Below are 18,253 nucleotides of genomic sequence, written 5' to 3' on the forward strand. Positions count from 1 at the left end.
CATTGTAAAATAAGGTTAAGCCTATGCAAACGGCTTCAGACTAATCCGGCAAAGGACGGGATGAAGGATGGAATATCGCATAGAAAAAGACACGTTCGGCGAGCTGCGGGTGCCGGCGGACAAGTATTGGGGTGCCCAGACGCAGCGCAGTCTGCAAAACTTCAAAATCGGCGGCGAGCAAATGCCCCTCGAAGTGATTTACGCCCTGGCGCTAATCAAAAAGGCGGCGGCGAAGGTGAACGCAGAGCTCGGCCTGCTGCCGGAGGTCAAAGCAGACGCCATTGTCCGCGCGGCCGATGAAATTATGCGGGGGATGCATGATGAGCATTTTCCGCTGGTCGTTTGGCAGACGGGAAGCGGGACCCAGACGAATATGAACGTCAACGAAGTGATTGCCCGCCGAGGCGGCGAGCTGCTGAAGTCTGCCGGGGCGGAAGCGGTAATCCATCCAAACGACGATGTGAACAAAGGCCAAAGCTCCAACGATACCTTTCCTTCGGCCATGCACATCGCCGCCTTCCTCGCGGTGGAACGTCAAGTGCTTCCGGCGCTGAAGCGGCTAAAGAGCACGCTGGAACAGAAAGCGGACGAGTACCGGTCGCTCATCAAAATCGGCCGCACGCACCTCCAGGACGCTACGCCGCTTACGCTGGGGCAGGAGATCGGCGCCTGGGCCGCGATGCTGGAAAAAGGCGAACGCTTTATTACGGACAGCGCCCGGTCGCTGCTTGAGCTGGCGATCGGAGGAACGGCCGTCGGAACCGGCCTTAACGCCCACCCGAAATTTGGGGCCAGGGTTGCCGGGGAGATTGGCGAAGAGCTTTCCATTCCCTTTGCGCAGGCCGGCAACAAGTTCCACGCCCTGACGAGCCATGACCAGATTGTTCATGTGCATGGAGCGCTGAAGGCGCTGGCCGCCGATCTCATGAAGATCGCGAATGATGTCCGCCTCCTCGCCAGCGGCCCCCGCAGCGGCATCGGCGAGCTGCTCATCCCGGAAAATGAGCCGGGCAGCTCGATTATGCCGGGCAAGGTGAACCCGACGCAGAGCGAGGCGATGACGATGGTTGTCTGTCAGGTGCTGGGCAACGACGTGACGATTGGTGTGGCGGCGAGTCAGGGCCATTTTCAGCTTAATGTCTTCAAGCCGGTCATTATTCACAGCTTCTTGCAGTCCTGCCGCCTGCTGGCGGACGCCATGCGGTCGTTTGAGGAGCACTGCGCCCGGGGCATCACGGCGAACGAGCCGGTCATTCACCGCAATCTGCATAATTCCCTGATGCTGGTGACGGCCCTGAATCCGCATATCGGTTACGAGAAGGCGGCTGAAATCGCCAAGCTGGCGCACAAGGAAGGCCTCACGTTGAAGGAAGCCGCGCTGAAGCTGAAGCTGCTGACGGAAGAGGAATTTGACCGGATGGTAAAGCCGGAGAACATGATTTGATTCCCATTGTATCAGTGTTAATGCAGAGGCTGATCACACGTCTATAATTGTACTTTTGAGTCAGCCTCTTATTGAACTGCTTTTTCCCGTTAGGGCAACAAAAACCTTTATAAGCTGAATCTGTTCTTAATGATTTCGGCAACTTCACGAGCCGTAACTTTCGTGTTGTTTATTCTGATGTAATTTTCTTTTTTGATTTCTCCGTCTAACGAGTTCAATCGATGTTGCTCCATAGTCCGTTTTAGGTCCTGTTCAGAGCGAATGATATTCCTCTTTGTTGGTTTATGTTGAAGCCTGTGAGGAGTCTTGTTGCGCTCTATTCTCTCCTCAAAATCAGCTTCAAGCTCAACAAAAAAGACTTCTCCGTCTTTGTCCTCAAATATTTTACAAATTGTATCGATGTAGTCCCAATCGTCCTGCAAATCGAATCCCCATGCATAAGTAAATATCATTCCGTACATATCACTCGCGGCGGCGGCTTTAAATATGTCCTGACGAAATTTATTCACCAATCTCCACATTTCACGGCTGAAGCCAAAATATGGGGCCAGTAATTCAATCGTCATATGGTTGTGGAACAACTTTAAATCCGTTATTTTTTCCAGTTCATGTCCCACTGTCATTTTTCCTACTGCCTGCGGACCAAATATCAAAACAAATTTCACGATATCACCTTTTTGGGAGAGAATTACAACTATAGTATCACAATAACATTACGGTTTAACATGCCTTGCGATAAAAGGGGACCGGCTTTTTTGACGTGCTCTGAAATGCGGTGCGGGGACACGTTACGTATCTCGACGGAAGCGACGATGGCTTCGCAGTTTTGTTTACTAAACAAATCATAAGCAAAATTCCATAATTATCTCTCTAATTGCAGGCGTATTAGAGCATCTTCTATATTTTTATGGGAACATTCGAAAAAAGTGTTGCAATGAAAGCGTTATCTTGTTAAGATGAAGTGCTGATATTAGTAAACATTAACTAAACAAACGGTTCGCTTCGGGAGGATGAACAATGACGACGATTCGCGATATTGCGCGCAGCGCCAATGTATCCATAGCGACGGTATCCAGAATACTGAACGACGATTTGTCGCTGTCCGTTACGGAAGAGACGCGGCGGCGAGTCTTAGGTACGGCCCGGCAGATGAACTATGATTTTTCCAAACGAAGAAAAAAACCGGCTTCCAGCACACTGGAGCCGCAGCAGGCCAAAGTCGGGATTCTCGTATGGTATCCGCCGGAGATCGAGAACGAAGATCCTTATTTCCTGTATATAAGGCAAGGGGCGGAAAAGCAGCTCGCGGAGCTCGGCATTAAAGTGATCCGGAGCTTCCACCTGAACGGGCAGTTACCCAAGCAGCCGCTTGACGATTTGGACGGTATGATTGTCATCGGGAGCGTACTGCCGGAGGTTATTGAGCGCATGTACCCCCGGAAGGACCGGACCGTCTATATCAACTATTCGCCGGACGAAGAAGAGTACGACTCGGTCATGTTCGATTATCAGCGGGCGACGGAAAAGGCGATGCATCATCTTTTGCGAAAGGGCTATGAACGGATCGGCTTTATAGGGGCCAAGGATTTTGTTCACGGCTTCAACGATGAGAAATTCAACAAGCCCGAGCTGCGGCTTCTGAACTACGAGCGGATATGCAGGGAGCATGGGATGTACAATCCAGGTGACGTCTACCTGGGCGATTGGACGATGGCCGAGGGCTACAGGATGATGCAGAGCGCCATTGCCAAGGGCAATTTGCCCCGGGCGTTCTTCATCGCCAGCGATCCGCTTGCGATCGGCGCGATGAAAGCGTTGTTGGAAGCTGGAATCTCCATCCCCGGAGAGGTGGCGCTGATCGGTTTTGATGATATTGAAATGGCTTCTTACGTCGCTGTTCCGTTAACAACGGTCAGAATCTACACCGAGCAGATGGGGCGGACGGCGGTTAACCTGCTCATGGAAAGGCTGGCTGGAAGAAAAATACCGGTCAAGGCGGTGCTCCCGGCGCGCTTTGTCGTAAGGCAGAGCTGCGGTGGACCTGAAGCGGGGGCGACCTGAACCGTACGGGCTTGAAAGGGGGGATGCCAAACCAAAGTGAATCGCAAGCGTCAATGCAAGGGGCAAGCTGAACGAGAAAGAGAGTAAAGCACCATTAAAGAGAAAAAGAAAAAAACAAAAAAAGACTCCGATTAAGGAGCCCAAAAGAAAAAAGTCACAAACGAAGTATAACGGACGGCGAATCGCCCGTCAAATCTGTCGCATAGCCCTAACATTCATTAGAACAAGGAGGCTTACATTCATTATGAAAAAAATGAGAGCGGTTTCAATAACCTTGGTGCTGATGTTGATGATTTTATCCGGCTGTTCGTCCAGCGGCGGCGGGAATGCATCCGGGAATTCCGGAGGCTCTTCAGGCGGCGACGTGACACTGACCATCTACACGACAACCAATGACACGGCGGCTCAGGATACGATGAAGTCCATTACGGACGCCTATACCGCCGAGCATCCGAACGTGAAGTTCGAGTGGCAGTTCCCCGCCAACGATTACGAGAATATTCTCAAAATGAAAATGGCGGGCAACGACATGCCGGATATTTTTGATACCCACGGCTGGTCCAAGGTGCGTTACAACAACTTTGTGGCAGACCTAAGGGATCAGGAATGGGTTCCCAATCTGTCCGATTCGATGAAGCCGATCGTTACAGACGATCAAGGCAAAGTCTACGCGCTCCCGCTGAACGCGGCGAAAGACGGAATTACGTATAACAAAGGAATTCTTGATCAATACGGCATTGAGGTGCCGCAGACGCTGGATGAACTGATTGCGGCCGGCGAAAAAATCAAAAAAGAGAGCAATGGTGAAGTCACTCCATTCTTCTTCTCCTCCACGGACCCCGCCTCGCTCGCCCAATACTTCGATATGATGGCAACGCCGCTGCTGGTCAGCGCGGAGAAGAACCATGCGCAGGAACTGCTGGACGGCACCTTTGACTGGAACAACTGGACGCTGCTTCCGGCCAAATTCAAGGAAATGTACGACAAGGGCCTGATGAACGAGGATGTATTCACCGTCCGCACGAGCGATCGTCCGCAGCTGTTCGCCGAAGGCAAAGTCGCGTTCAGCTTCAGCGCGCCTACCTTTGTTCCCGATGCGCTGGCGATCAATCCCGACCTGAAGGTGGGCATTATGCCGCTCCCATCGATCGTGCCGGGCGACACGCCGACCTTCTCTGGCGGAGAACGGTATACGATGGCGGCCTGGAAGGACGGCAAGAATCTGGATATCGCCAAGGATGTCATCAATTTCTTCGGCAAGCCCGAGAACCTGAAGAAAATTGCAGAAGTGACCGGCACCCCGTCGGCGATGAGCAACATTACCCCGGATCTTGGCATCTACACCGAATACTATAAAAAATATAAAGACATCCGGGTATTCCCGTATTTCGACCGCGTGTACCTGCCGAGCGGCATGTGGGATGTCATGCAAACGACTTCCGCCGAAATTCTCAGCGGGGCGATGACGCCAGAAGAATCCTCCCAGTTCTACAAGCAGGAGGTGGAGCGTCTCAAGAGCCAGCAGAAATAAGTGTTCACGGTAAACGTTAATCCCTTTTATTAATTTCGGCACATTGGGGCGCCGCGAGGCGCCCTTCAATCGATAGAGAAAGGGTGATGAATGATGGGTATGAGCCGCAAGTCTCTGGACGGGCCGAATCCGGCCGCGACGGCGCAGGGACAGGCCGAGGCTTCCCGCAATCTCTACCGGAAGGGGGCGGGGTTTATGCGTATGAGCCGCAATTCTCCCGGATGGCTGAATCTCATGTATGTCCCCGTCCTGCTGCTGTTCTCTCTGTTTATCTACTATCCGTTTATCCAGGGCATCCGCGTATCCTTCACGAACTGGGACGGCTTCAACGCCAACTACAGCTGGATCGGGCTGGACAATTACGTCCGGATGCTTCATGACAAAAATATCGGAACGGTTATCCGCAATACGCTGATCTACGGCGCCGGCAGTACCTTTTTCCAGAATGCCATCGGTCTGATGTACGCTCTTCTGCTGAACCAGAGCATCCGTACCCGGGGACTGACCCGGACGATCGTTTATCTTCCCGCGATTGTCAGCCCCCTGATCATGGGCTATATCTGGTACTTCTTCTTCCAGTTCCGCGGCGGCGCCCTGAACGACATCGTTCTGCTGTTCGCCGACAAGCCGATCAACCTGCTGGCCAACCCGGATGCCAATGTCTGGATCATCATGGCGGTCAACACGTTCCAGTTCGTCGGCGTGGCGATGATTATTTTTCTGGCTGGCCTTCAATCGATCTCCAAGGATTATTATGAAGCCTCCTCCATCGACGGGGCGGGACCCGTTAGCAAGTTCTTCAATGTGACGCTTCCGCTGCTCGCTCCATCCATCACGATCAGCATCGTACTCAATCTGATCGGCGGGCTGAAGCTGTTCGACGTCATTATCGCGTTGACCAAGGGCGGACCGGGCTATGCGTCCCAATCGCTGTCTACGTTGATGTACAAAACGTACTTTGGCGCGCAGGATGCGGGATACGCGGCGGCGCTGGGCAACCTGATGTTCCTGATGATCGCCATCATCAGCGTTGCGGCTCTGCTGTTCCTTCGCCGAAAGGAGATCCAGTCATGAAGACCAAAAAAGGAATTACCTATGCGGTATCCATCGCCATTACGCTGCTGCACATTCTGCCATTCTATCTGCTGCTGACCACCTCGTTAAAGCCGGTTACCGACCTCAGCTCCAAATGGCGCCTGCCGACGAAGATCGACTGGAGCAACTTCGCGAATGCATGGGAAGGAGCCGATCTGGGAAGGGCTTTTATCAACAACTTCGTTATCACCGCTTTCTCGCTGCTGATCGTCATCCTGCTGGGTTCCTGCGCGGCCTATCCGCTGTCCCGCTTTCAGACGAAGCTGAACAAATCGGTTTATACGGTCATTATCGCGACGCTGATCGTGCCTCCGCTGACCATTTTGGTGCCGCTGTATCAGTTCTATATCGATATTAACGGCATGAACACGTATTGGGGCGTTATTCTGCTGCATGTGACGTTCAGTCTGCCGATGGCGGTCTTTCTGTACTCCGGCTTTATCGGGACCATCCCGAGAGAGCTTGATGAAGCGGCGATGATCGACGGGCTCAGCCGGTTCAGACTCTTTTTCACCATTATTCTGCCGCTGCTTAAGCCGATTACGGCCACTGTGCTGATCATGACGGGCATACATGTGTGGAACGACTATCAGTTCTCGGTGTTTTTCCTGCAAAAAGTCGATATGCGCACCATCACCGTCGCGCTGGCTTCGTTCTTTGGCCCAAACACGAACCGTATCAGTTGGGTAGCCGCTGGCTCGCTGATGGCCGCACTGCCCGCGACGCTTCTGTATCTGTTCATGCAGCGCTGGGTTCATCTCCGGTCTCGCTTCTGGAGCGGTGAAAGGATAGAGAGATCAGGCGGAAAATGATGCGTAAAGTGACTCCAACTTCTAAAAAGTGGAACCTAGGATTTGAAACGAACTCAGAGGCTGTACGGGGCCCTGATCTCACACAATGGAAAGTGAAGCCCTGTCCTCGAAGCTAAATTAGGTGCTGTGCGAGGGGCCCAAAACCCAACTTCACAAAGTGTAGCTAGTCACAAAACATACTCAGGTACTTTTCGGGGACCCCGACCCCCCCACAAAGTGACGCCTTAGCTAAGAAGCGTACTAAAGTGACGCCTTAGCCAAGAAGCGTACTCAGGTACTTTGCGGGGACCCCAAACATTAATCGGCAATATTGAGGGAGGCTGTACTGTGTCCATTTATTATGACGAAACGTTGAGAGTCTTTCATTTGCAGACCCCCGGGTCAAGCTATGTGCTGCAAATTATTCAGGACGGCCATCTGTCGCACCGGTACTGGGGGGCGAGGGTGGAGGCGTTTGGCGACAGCAATCCGGCGGTCTATATGGACCGTCCGCTGTCGGCCAATCCGTATCCCCACGGCAAAGGGAGCGGGTTCTCCTTGGATACGCAGCCCCGGGAATATCCGGGCTACGGTACCTCGGATTTCCGGGAGCCCGCCTTTCAATTCGAATGCGAGGACGGTTCGACCGTCGTTGATCTGAGATATAGCGGGCACCGGATCTTTCCGGGCAAGCCTGCGCTTGAAGGGCTGCCGGCGACCTATGCCGAGAGCGATGATGAAGCCGAGACGCTGGAGCTGGAGCTGCGGGATAATGTCACCGGCCTGCGGGCGCTGCTCCGCTATACGGTCTTCGCCCGGCATGACGCCATCGCGCGCTCGGTACGATTCATTAATGACGGCCGGGGCAGGCTGAAGCTGCTGCGGGCCATAAGCGCGAGCGTAGATTTCGGCGACGCGGACTTCCGCATGCTTCAGCTGTCGGGCGGCTGGTCGAATGAGCGAAACGCGCTGGTAAGACCGCTGTGCAAAGGCCTGCAGTCCGTTGAAAGTAAACGGGGGGCCAGCAGCGCGCAGCATAATCCGTTCCTCGCGCTCCTCCGGGACGGAGCGGGAGAGCTTTTTGGCGAGGTATACGGGTTCAGCCTGGTGTACAGCGGCAATTTTTATGCCGGTGCGGAGGTGGATCAATACGACACAACCCGGGTCGTGATCGGGATCAACCCGTTCGAGTTCTCCTGGCTGCTGGAGCCGGGAGAGAGCTTCCAGACCCCGGAAGCGGTCCTGGTCTATTCTAGCGGCGGCCTTGACGGAATGTCCGGCATCTACCACCGGCTGTACCGTTCGCGCCTGGCCAGAGGCAAATACAGGGACAAGGAACGGCCGGTGCTGATCAATAACTGGGAAGCGACGTATTTTGATTTTGACGCGGACAAAATCGAGCAGATCGCCGTCAAGGCGGCGGAACTCGGCATTGAACTGCTCGTGCTGGACGACGGCTGGTTCGGCCGCCGGGACGATGATACCAGCTCGCTGGGAGACTGGTTCGTCCATGAAGCCAAGCTGCCGAACGGGCTTGGAGACCTGGCCGAAAGGGTAAAGGCGAAAGGGCTGGAATTCGGCCTCTGGTTCGAGCCGGAGATGGTCAATCCCGACAGCGAGCTGTACCGGGAGCATCCCGATTGGGCGATCCATGTTCCGGGACGCCCTTCCTCGACGAGCCGCAACCAGCTCGTGCTGGATTTCTCGCGCGAGGAGGTCTGCGCCGCGATTGTGGAAATGCTCTCCGGCGTGCTGCGAAGCGCCCCCATTTCGTATGTGAAATGGGATATGAACCGCAACATGACCGAGATCGGCTCCGCCGCGCTGCCGCCGGAGCGCCAGCGGGAAACGGCGCATCGCTACATCCTCGGTCTGTACCGGGTGCTGGAGGAGCTGACGGCGGCGTTCCCGGACGTGCTGTTCGAGAGCTGCGCCAGCGGCGGCGGCCGGTTCGATCCCGGCATGCTCTATTACATGCCGCAGACCTGGACCAGCGACAACACCGACGCCGTCAGCCGGCTTAAGATCCAGTACGGCACGAGCATCGTCTATCCGGCAAGCAGCATGGGGGCGCATGTCTCCTCCGTGCCCAACCACCAGACGGGACGGGTGACGCCGCTTGAAATCAGAGGCCATGCCGCGCTGTCGGGCGTCTTTGGCTATGAGCTAGACCTGACGGCGCTGACGCCGGAAGAGGAGGAGCTCATGAAAGAGCAGGTCGCGCTGTACAAGCGGATTCGGCGGACCGTTCAGTTCGGGGATTTCCACCGCCTGCTCAGCCCGTTCGAGGGAAACGAGGCCGCATGGATCTTCGTCTCTGAGGACGGGAAAGAAGCGGCGGCCTTCTACTACAAAATTCTGGCCCGGCCAAATTCGGCCCTTCGGACACTGCGGCTTCGCGGACTGGACCCGCGTGCCCGGTACCGGGTGTACGGCGCGGAGCCGGCGGGAGCCGGAGCGCTGGCGGACTGGACCAGCGGTGATGAAGGCGGGACTGCGCGGTATAGCGGCGGGGCTGCCGGCCGCGAAGAAGGCGGGACCGAACGGTATGGCGGCGGGGCTGCTGGCCGCGGAGAAGGCGGGACCGCACGGTATGGCGGCGGGGCTGCTGGCCGCGGAGAAGGCGGGACTGCGCGGTACGGCGGCGAGGAGGCAGCCGGGAATGAAGCCGCAAGAGTAATCGGCGGCGACGAGCTGATGAACATCGGGCTGCGCGTCCCTGCGAAGCTGCTGAAGGGCGATTTCAAGAGCCATCTTTGGTGGCTGGAAAGAGTGGAATAGGTCTGAACATTCTCCAGCGGACCGTTTATCGGCCCATGGCCCAGGCTCCACGTCTACTTGACGGATAGAGTGAGGGAGTGTAGCCCCTTTGTTGACTCAGTCCATATCTAACTAACGAAAGAGTGGGGGAGCGTGAACCCCATTGTTGCTCAGTCCATATCTAGCTGACGAAAAAGTGGATTGGCGTTCACCCGAGCGGACCACCGCGGCAAATGCGGGTGAGTTCCATAGATGCTGTGGCAAAAGCCGATTCAATCCGAGCACCGAAATGTGCTCAGCGGCGGCTAAAGGTGATCGACTCTCCGGAAGTACTCAAGCGAGATTGTTCATGTATGCAGGGGATAGGGGGATCCCAGAAAGCGATTCCCAGTCCTCACGTTGAGCACCAATTTCAGGCGGACATATGAATGAACGGGAAAAGGTCCCTTTTATTTTCGGAAAAAGTGACCCTCGCGGCCAATATACGGGAAAAGCTCCCGCTTATTGGCCGCTTTACGTTGATTTTCGGCTATAACTCAAAAATATGGTGGAGAAATTCCATCTCATTACCCCGTACCAGTTGCTTTTTGAGAAATAAGCGGGAGAAATTCCATGTTATTCGCTCTGCGGACCGGAGGTCACCTATAGCCTGCTGAGCCGGCTGCGGGGACCGAGCCCAAGTTGTTTGTATTTTCAAAATTTGGAGAAAAGTCCGGGTTTTCAATCCGTTTACATCGTTCGAAATTAGATAAATTGCTGTGCAAGGCTCTTCTTTGTGTTGACGGGAGATGATAGGTAATCTGCCGCCGAATTCCGATAGATTTATAGGCTGGAGTTTACAAAACGGATGAATAATTATGAATTTTTTATTAAATTTACTCGAAAACGGAGGGTTTTTACCCTTTTGTGTGAGAAATTTTACATAAAATAAACGTGAGGTTTATATTTCTCATCTGGTATTGGTTAATTTTGTATGATACAATATCGCCGGAAGTAGAATATTTGATAGGAGGACTAATAGATTATGGGGAAGAAACGATGGAACAGGCCTCTAGCTTCCGTGCTGGCAACTGCCGTGCTCTCTGCACAGGTGCTGGGTGGAATTTTCTCGGGCTCGCTGTGGGGGGCCGATAAGGCAGAGGCTGCCGCTTCCGGGGGCTCTTTGCTGCCTAAAATTGACCTGCGGTTAATGAGCACGACAGATGTGCATACGAATGTATACGGCTGGGATTATTTCAAGAATGCCCCATCTGGTACGGTCGGGCTCGCACGTACGGCTACCTTGATCAAGGCGGCGAGAGGTGAGATGGAAGCGAAAGGCCAGGGAGAGAACAACCTGCTTCTCGACAACGGGGACCTGATTCAGGGTACACCGCTCGGTACATATGAGGCGAAGATTGAGCCTGTGACTCAGGCGGTCTACGATTCCAAGCCCCATCCGATGATTGCCGCCATGAATATCCTGGGGTACGATGCGGCGACCTTCGGCAATCATGAGTTCAACTATGGTCTGGATTTCCTGGATCGGGTGGTTAATGGCAGCTCCACAGACGCTGAACACACCAAAGCTGATTTTCCTTATATCAATGCGAATATATATAAGCCGGACGGCGTAACGAACTATTATAAACCTTATGAATTGATCACCAAGACGGTAAAGGATAGCAACGGGCAAGACCAAACGATTAAAGTCGGTCTTCTCGGTCTGGTCACCCCTCAGATTACGGAGTGGGACAAGGCCAATCTGGAAGGCAAGGTCGTGACCAAAGGCATCGTTGAAACCGCAGAAAAGTTTGTTCCTGAAATCAAAGCCGCCGGGGCCGACGTTATTGTAGCCATGGCGCATACCGGTTTCGACGCTGCCGCAACGGGAGCAAACGCCGAAAATGCCATCAGCGAGCTGAGTCAGGTTCCGGGCATTGACGCGATTACCTTCTCTCATACCCATAAAGTATTCCCGACGGGCGGCGATAATAAAGCGCTGGATACTTCCTTCAAAGATCCGGCCACCCAACTGCCTTATAGCTATATTGACAATGTGAACGGCCATATCCACGGCATTCCGGCGGTACAGGCCGGTTACGGCGGCGGCTACCTTGGCATTATCGATCTCTCGATCGCCCAAGAGAACGGCAAATGGGTGGTAGACAAGACCGCTTCCAAAGCTTCGACCCGGTCTGCCAAGGACGTTCAAGAGGATCCCGCCATTTTGGCTACCGTAGGGGGAGATCATCAGGCTACGATCGATTACACCGGCACACCGCTCGGCACGACAACGGCCCCGATGAACAGCTATTTTGCCCTGGTACAGGACGATCCAACTGTTCAAATTGTAACCTATGCGCAAAAACAGTATGTGGAAAGAGAAATTGCCACCGACCCTTCTCTGGCACCATATAAAGGCTTGCCGATTCTCAGCGTGGGCGCTCCTTTCAAGGCTGGACGCAACGGCCCTGGCGAATATACAAGTATTGACGCCGGTCCGCTGACGATCCGCAGCGCGAGCGATCTGTATCTGTACGACAACACGCTGAAAGCGATCAAGGTCAAAGGCTCGGTCGTCAAGGAATGGCTGGAAATGAGCGCAGGCGCGTTTAACCGCATCAAACCGGCGATTTCCACGCCTCAACCCCTGCTGAATCCGAAATTTGCCGTATTTAACTTCGACGTAATTGACGGCATCAAATACAAAATCGACGTAACCAAGAACGCAAAATACAATACGGACGGCACAATCAACGATGCGTCTTCAAGTCGTGTAACTGAAGTAACGTATAACAATGCGCCGCTTGATCCGAATATGGATTTCATCGTCGTTACGAATAACTACCGCGCGAGCGGTGGGGGCAATTTCCCGGGCGTCAAAGGCGCCGAAATGATCATCGATTCCCAAACCGAGAACCGTCAGGTCCTGATGGATTATATCAAAGAGGCGGGCACGATTGACCCGACCGCTGACAACAACTGGTCCCTGGCGCCGATCAAGGGCAATGTCAATGTGACCTTCACTTCCTCGCCTGACGCCAAAAATGTTCTTCCTGGCAACATCAAGGATACAGGGGCATCTGATGCCAAAGGATTTGAGGTCTACAGCCTGAACCTAAAAGAAGCAGTTCCTGCTCCTACCCAGGACGTTGAAGTTCACTTGATCGGCATCAACGACTTCCACGGCCAGCTTGACACCACATCCGTGGTCGGCGGCAAGAATGTAGGTACGGCGGCGATTCTTGCGACTTACCTGAATCAAACCCGGGCGCAATATAAGAATTCCCTGCTCTTTCATAACGGGGACTCCGTCGGTGCATCGGCTCCGGTATCTTCGCTTGAACGCGACAAACCGACCCTTGAATGGATGAATCTGATGAAATTCGATGTCGGCACCCTGGGCAACCATGAATTTGACCAAGGCGTGGAGGCACTGAAGAAGCAAATCTATGGCGGCGTTGATCCGAAGAACGACAAGGTTGTTCATGCCGGCGCAGATTTCGATTATGTCAATGCCAACGTAATCGACAGCACCTACAATACGCCAATCATCAATCCTTACGTCATCAAAGAAATCGGCGGAGTAAAAATCGGCTTTATCGGTGTTGTAACCAAAGCCACGCCAAGCAAAGTTTCTCCTGCCGGAACGGCGGGCGTGCGTTTCCTGAGTGCTGAAGAAGAAGTTCAGGCGATCGAGAAGTACGCGGCCGAGCTTCAAAGCAAAGGTGTCCAAACGATCGTTGTGCTGGCGCATGACCCGGCTACCACGAGAAGCGATGTGACAACAGGCGAAGCCGCGGATCTGGCTAATGCGCTCCCGGCAAACTCGCCGGTTGACGTTATCGTTGCCGGTGACAATCACGCGCTGGCGAACGGCCTCGTTAACGGCAAGCTGATCGTACAGGCTTATTCTTACGGCACGGCCTTTGAGGACATCAAGCTGCTGATCGATCATACGACAGGGGATGTCAAGACGAAGTCGGCAGTTGTTAATACCACCTTCCAGGATGGTGTAACCCCTGATCCGGCAACCGTTGCTCTTGTCAACAAATACTTGGATCTGCATCCGGAGCTGACCAAGCCGGTAGGCACGACCGATGGCACAATTACCCGCACCGACGCGTACAACAACGAATCGGCTCTCGGCAACCTGATTGCCGACGCTATGCTGAATGCCGATTTCGGCGACGGCAAGAAAGCCGACTTTGCCTTCATGAATCCGGGCGGCATCCGGGCGGATCTGCCGAAAGGAAATGTCTCGTTCGGCGATCTGGCCAAAATCCAGCCGTTCGGCAACACGCTCGTGAAGCTGACGCTTACCGGTGCGCAAATCAAGACTCTGCTGCAGCAGCAATGGGGTGTGAAAGCAGACGGAACGGCAGACACCAAAACGCTGCAAATTGCCGGCCTGAAATACACGGCCAATATGTATCTGCCGATAGCCGATCGGATCGCCAGCCTTACCAAGACGGACGGCACGCCAATTATACCGGATCAGACGTATACGGCCGTTGTGAATAACTTTATGGCAGCGGGCGGAGACAACTACAAGGTTCTGACCCAAGCCAGCGCTTCTGTCCCTGGTCCAATCGACCTCGACGTGTTCTATGATTACATTGTGAAGACCTTCAAGGGCGGCATGATCACATCCAAAATTGAAGGACGCATCACCAACATTAAGAGCCCGTCGGAGTCTCAAAATCCGGGAACTCCATCTACACCGGCGCCGAGCCCGTCCGCATCGCCAAGCCCGACGCCATCGGCTACGCCGGCTCCGAGCGCAACACCGGCACCAACCGCGTCGGCACCGGTATTCAAGGATGTGGAGAAAGTCGCATGGGCGAAGGAAGCCATCGCTTATCTGGCTGCCAAAGGCATCATCAATGGCGTGGACGGCAGCAATTTTGCACCGGCCAAACATGTTACCCGCGCAGAATTCGTCACCATGCTGGTGCGCGCTCTGAATCTGAACGCTTCCGGCGCGAGCGGCAAATTCAATGATGTGAAGCAGGGCGTCTGGTATTCGGGTTCCATCGCTGCGGCCGTTCAGGCGGGAATTGTGAAAGGTTCCGGAAACGGCAAATTCGAACCGGGACGTGAAATTACCCGTGAAGAAATGGCGATTATGATCGTGAATGCCCTGAAAGGACAACTGCAGCCTATTGACAAGAATGCGGCACTGCAGAAGTTTGCCGACAAGTCCAAGATTGCGCCTTATGCGCAGGAAGCTGTCGCGCAGCTGACCGAGCTTGGAATTGTAAACGGTGTGGATGCCGGGAAATTCGCGCCTAAGGGTATCGCTAACCGCGCTCAGGCGGCGGTTATCATCTACCGTATGCTGGAGAAGAAAGCATCCTAATGATCTTTTAGCTTCCCCCAAGGTGTTTCGCACGCCATCTCCGGATGGCTGCGGAGCACCTTTTTTTATCGGCTGAGTTGGTTTCTGAGCAGGGATTGAAGCGACCTTTTCGATTCGTTGAATGAGTGGGGTGAAGTGCGCAATAAGCTGGTTAGCAGAAAACAACTGTGATACTATAAATCAGTAATTTCAGCAGGAGAGAGAGGCGGCATATGACAAATCAAACGGAAACTTTTTCAGGCTCCAAGCATTTTCGGCTTAATCACGTCGCTAACGGGGTATTTGCGGCAATCTCGGTCCCCGGTACCGGCTCTTTAGGAAACGCGGCAATTATTGATCTTGGCGATTCCACGCTTGTGGTGGATACCTTCTTAACCATAGAAGCCGCAGAGGATTTGCAGGCAGCCGCGATAGAGCTTACGGGAAAACCGGTTACTTTTGTAATCAACACCCATTGGCACAGTGATCATACGAGCGGAAATCAAGTTTTTGCCCCCGAGGCGCAAATCATATCCACATCGGTGACCCGCGAAATTATGGCGACGTTTGGAACAGAACGGCTGGCCCGGCAATTGGCAAATCCGGAACCGATTTATAAGGCTATGGATGAACTCGACGATAAAATACAGCAAGAGACGGATGAAAAGCTTAAAAAGGAAATGCAATGGGAGAATGCCAGCGACCGTGAGTACATGAACATACTCCCCAAGCTCGAATATACTCTGCCGACGATATCTTTTGACGGGCAAATGACGATTCACGGCAGTGACCGGACCGTACAGCTCATCACCTATGGCGGCGGTCACACACAAAGCGATGCCTTCGTGTACCTCCCTGAAGAAAAAATCGCAATCACGGGAGATCTGGTGCTCTCGAAGCATCATCCTGTAATGATGTATGCCAATCCTGACGCTTGGCTGAATATTTTGGAACGAGTCGAAGGGCTTGGTGTAGAAACAATCATTCCGGGGCATGGGGAAGTGTGCGGGGTGAAAGAGCTTCATGAGGTGAAAGGTTATATCAAGGATATTGTGGCATTGGTGACGGAAGCCGTCCAGAACAAGAAGAGCATCGATGAGCTTGCAGTGCCGGAAGCTTATGGGGACTGGTATTTTACTACCTATTTTAAACCAAATGTAAAAAGAGTGTACGACTCTATCGCCGGATCGGCAGCTTCAACCCCACTTTAATAGAAAAATGGAATAGACAAAACCTCCGGCTCCATGTTTGAAATGGAACCGGAGGTTTTGCCTTTCTACTATTATAAATAGGAAGGAGTTCGAACGGTTAAATCCGATACAATCGGACTTTATCGCGGTTTCGCCGCGGACGTTGCACTGTGTACGAAGCCGCCCGAGGCGGACAATCGGCTGCGCGCTTCGGCGGCGCTGACACCTGCCAGAAGCATGACGATGGCGGTTTTGACCTGGCCTTCCGATTCCCGGTAGGCTTCTTCGATTTCGGCGGCGGACGCTTCCGTGGCCAGGGCGATAATCCGTTTGGCCCGGTGGACCAGCTTCTTGTTGGACGGATTCAAGTCCACCATCAGATTGCGGTACACCTTTCCAATCCGGATCATGGCGGTGGTAGTCAGCATGTTAAGGATCAGCTTCTGCGCCGTCCCGGATTTCATCCGGGTAGAGCCCATTACAACCTCAGGGCCGACAACGGCCTCGATGACCGGAAATCCCGTTTGGGCCATCGGCGTACCATGGTTGTTGCAAATGCCGAACACGGCGGCGCCAAGCTCGCCACCCCGCTTCATTGCGCCGAGCACATAAGGCGTGCGCCCGCTGGCGGCAATGCCGATGACGACGTCTCCGGCTTTGACGCCGGCGGCTTCCAGATCGGCCGCGCCTAGCTCCTCGCTGTCCTCCGCGCCTTCAACGGGGTCTTTAACGGCTTGGAAGCCGCCGGCAATCAGCCCTTGAACCATCGACGGGTCCGTCCCGTAGGTGGGCGGACATTCGGACGCGTCGAGGATGCCGATACGCCCGCTCGTTCCCGCGCCGACGTAGAACAAGCGTCCGCCGGAGCGGAAGGCTTCGACAATCCGGTCTGCGGCAGCGGCAATTTGCGGGATCAGCCCGGTGATCACTCCGGGGACGAGCCGGTCTTCTTCATTAATCAATACCATAATTTCAGCTGAATTCAACTGATCGATGGCGTTTGTCTTGTCGTTGGGCTGCTCTGTAATCAAGCCATCAAGAATGGAATCCATCAGGGTTATTTCCTCCTGTCATTGTTGTCTTATGCATCCGGACCGCTGAACCATTTGCGGGCGAGAAGAGCCGCGCCAACCGAGGGCGGCGGCGCAAGGGTTCCGTCCACGAATTCCAGGGACGGATACCGGTCCAGCAGCTTGCCGCGGAGCGTCCGCGCAAACAAGGGAGAATGCGCGAAGATCGAGCCGGTCAGCACGGCCCGGCTTCGAAGCTCGGCTGGAAGCCGCTCCAGCAGCGCGGCGGCCGTATCCGCCAGCGCCGCGGCTTCCTCCGTAACGATCCGAATGGCGCATTCGTCCCCGCCGGAAGCGGCCTTTAGGCATGGCTTGGCGAAGGCGGCGATGTCCGCTTTTCCCCGCTCCGGCTGATAAATGTAGCTCTTCAGCTCCGTGATGCGGGACAAGTCGTATTCTTCAAGGATGATGCCGGTTATTCCGGTCGGCGGCTGTACGCCGTCATAGCTGCGCATGACGGATTTGAGCGCGCGCAGGCCGATGCTGTAGCCGCTGCCTTCATCGCCCAAATAATGCCCCCAGCCGCCCGTGCGCCAGTGTGAGCCGTCCGGGGCGAAGGCGTAGCAGATGGAGCCGGTGCCGGAAATGATTTGAACGCCGAATTCCTGTCCCAGCGCGGCCATGAGCGAAATCTGGGCTTCGGAAGCGACCGCGACGGGCGGCTCGCCGGCCCATTCGGCCAAAGTGCTCCTGATTGCCGTGCTTATAAGGGAGCGCTCCTTTGATGTATCAATACCTGACATTCCGAGGCAGATACCACCCGACTGAATATCCTTTTCCGGCAGAGAAGACAGCAGTCCGCGAACGACCCTATCCAATTCCGCGGCCGTTTCATTGAAGGTTCCGGCATGCGGATTGGAAGGGCCGCCGGTAAAGCGGGCAAGGACGGAACCTTGGGAATCGACCGCGGCGGCATCGGTTTTGGTTCCTCCTCCATCAAGACCGAGGTATACCTTCATTGCCAGATCACCACTTTGATTTTTGTCAT

At 54.3% G+C, this 18,253-nt stretch carries 10 protein-coding genes and 1 pseudogene; 8 read left to right on the forward strand and 3 right to left on the reverse strand.

Going from position 1 to position 18,253, the window contains the following annotated elements; genetic code table 11:
• The first annotated feature begins 67 nt into the window (after positions 1–67).
• On the forward strand, positions 68–1,444 hold the full coding sequence (gene fumC, locus G5B47_RS10750; protein ID WP_165097725.1) for a class II fumarate hydratase: 1,377 nt from the start codon (positions 68–70) through the stop codon (positions 1,442–1,444).
• 107 nt (positions 1,445–1,551) lie between these two features.
• Here the strand turns inward: fumC and G5B47_RS10755 are convergent, their stop codons facing one another.
• Positions 1,552–2,109 (reverse strand): AAA family ATPase, encoded by a 558-nt coding sequence (locus G5B47_RS10755; protein ID WP_165097727.1) that lies wholly within the window; start codon positions 2,107–2,109, stop codon positions 1,552–1,554.
• Between the two features lie 352 nt (positions 2,110–2,461).
• Here G5B47_RS10755 and G5B47_RS10760 point away from each other — a divergent pair, with 352 nt between their 5' ends.
• The 7 genes and pseudogenes from G5B47_RS10760 to G5B47_RS10790 all read left to right on the forward strand — a co-directional run bounded on the left by G5B47_RS10760 (position 2,462) and on the right by G5B47_RS10790 (position 16,216).
• Positions 2,462–3,505, forward strand: coding sequence for a LacI family DNA-binding transcriptional regulator (locus G5B47_RS10760; protein WP_165097729.1), 1,044 nt, complete (start codon positions 2,462–2,464; stop codon positions 3,503–3,505).
• A 244-nt stretch (positions 3,506–3,749) separates the two neighbouring features.
• Complete coding sequence (locus G5B47_RS10765; RefSeq protein ID WP_165097731.1) at positions 3,750–5,036, forward strand: ABC transporter substrate-binding protein; 1,287 nt, start codon at positions 3,750–3,752, stop codon at positions 5,034–5,036.
• Positions 5,037–5,231: 195 nt separating this feature from the next.
• Entirely contained in the window at positions 5,232–6,110 is an 879-nt protein-coding gene (locus G5B47_RS10770; RefSeq protein WP_165098279.1) for a carbohydrate ABC transporter permease, read from the forward strand.
• Positions 6,107–6,923: pseudogene (locus G5B47_RS10775) on the forward strand (carbohydrate ABC transporter permease). Before G5B47_RS10770 ends, G5B47_RS10775 begins: the two are co-directional and overlap by 4 nt.
• A gap of 347 nt (positions 6,924–7,270) precedes the next feature.
• On the forward strand, positions 7,271–9,703 hold the full coding sequence (locus G5B47_RS10780) for an alpha-galactosidase (protein WP_165097733.1): 2,433 nt from the start codon (positions 7,271–7,273) through the stop codon (positions 9,701–9,703).
• A gap of 1,003 nt (positions 9,704–10,706) precedes the next feature.
• Positions 10,707–15,026 carry a bifunctional 2',3'-cyclic-nucleotide 2'-phosphodiesterase/3'-nucleotidase gene (locus tag G5B47_RS10785; RefSeq protein ID WP_165097735.1) on the forward strand — a complete coding sequence of 1,440 codons (4,320 nt, stop codon included), beginning with the start codon at positions 10,707–10,709 and terminating at the stop codon, positions 15,024–15,026.
• Between the two features lie 212 nt (positions 15,027–15,238).
• Positions 15,239–16,216 carry an MBL fold metallo-hydrolase gene (locus G5B47_RS10790; protein WP_165097737.1) on the forward strand — a complete coding sequence of 326 codons (978 nt, stop codon included), beginning with the start codon at positions 15,239–15,241 and terminating at the stop codon, positions 16,214–16,216.
• A gap of 119 nt (positions 16,217–16,335) precedes the next feature.
• Here G5B47_RS10790 and murQ read toward each other — a convergent pair whose 3' ends face one another.
• Both murQ and G5B47_RS10800 read right to left on the reverse strand, forming a co-directional pair.
• A complete protein-coding gene (murQ, locus tag G5B47_RS10795; RefSeq protein ID WP_165097740.1) occupies positions 16,336–17,247 on the reverse strand; it encodes an N-acetylmuramic acid 6-phosphate etherase in 912 nt (303 codons plus the stop codon).
• 29 nt (positions 17,248–17,276) lie between these two features.
• Positions 17,277–18,224 (reverse strand): N-acetylglucosamine kinase, encoded by a 948-nt coding sequence (locus G5B47_RS10800; RefSeq protein WP_165097742.1) that lies wholly within the window; start codon positions 18,222–18,224, stop codon positions 17,277–17,279.
• Between the last annotated feature and the right edge of the window lie 29 nt (positions 18,225–18,253).

The sequence above is a fragment of the Paenibacillus apii genome (genome assembly GCF_011043685.1).
In the GTDB taxonomy this organism is placed as follows: Bacteria; Bacillota; Bacilli; order Paenibacillales; family Paenibacillaceae; genus Paenibacillus_AQ; species Paenibacillus_AQ sabinae.